1 protein-coding gene is annotated in these 279 nt (G+C 51.3%); it reads left to right on the top strand.

What is annotated here, in order from left to right:
- A partial coding sequence (locus tag CWC16_RS11200; RefSeq protein ID WP_171037650.1) for an Ig-like domain-containing protein occupies positions 1-279 on the top strand: 279 nt, incomplete at both ends.

Consider the following 279-nt stretch of genomic DNA (forward strand, 5'->3'; position numbering starts at 1 on the left):
TGATACCGCAGCGCCCACAGTGGTTATTGATCCGGTTGGTGATACTAATGACACCACACCGACTATTTCAGGCACAGCAACCGGTGAGCCAGAGGGCACGGTTGTTACAATCACCGTAACGGATGAAGCGGGTAACCCGCAAACCATTACGACCGAAGTGCAAGCCGATGGCACCTTTAGTGTAGATGTGCCTAATGAGTTAAGTGAAGGTGAATTTACCGTTGAAGTATCGGTTACCGACGCCGCAGGCAATGAAACCACAGCCACCACAACTGGTGA

It is taken from the genome of Pseudoalteromonas sp. S3776, assembly GCF_005886915.1.
GTDB lineage: Bacteria > Pseudomonadota > Gammaproteobacteria > Enterobacterales > Alteromonadaceae > Pseudoalteromonas.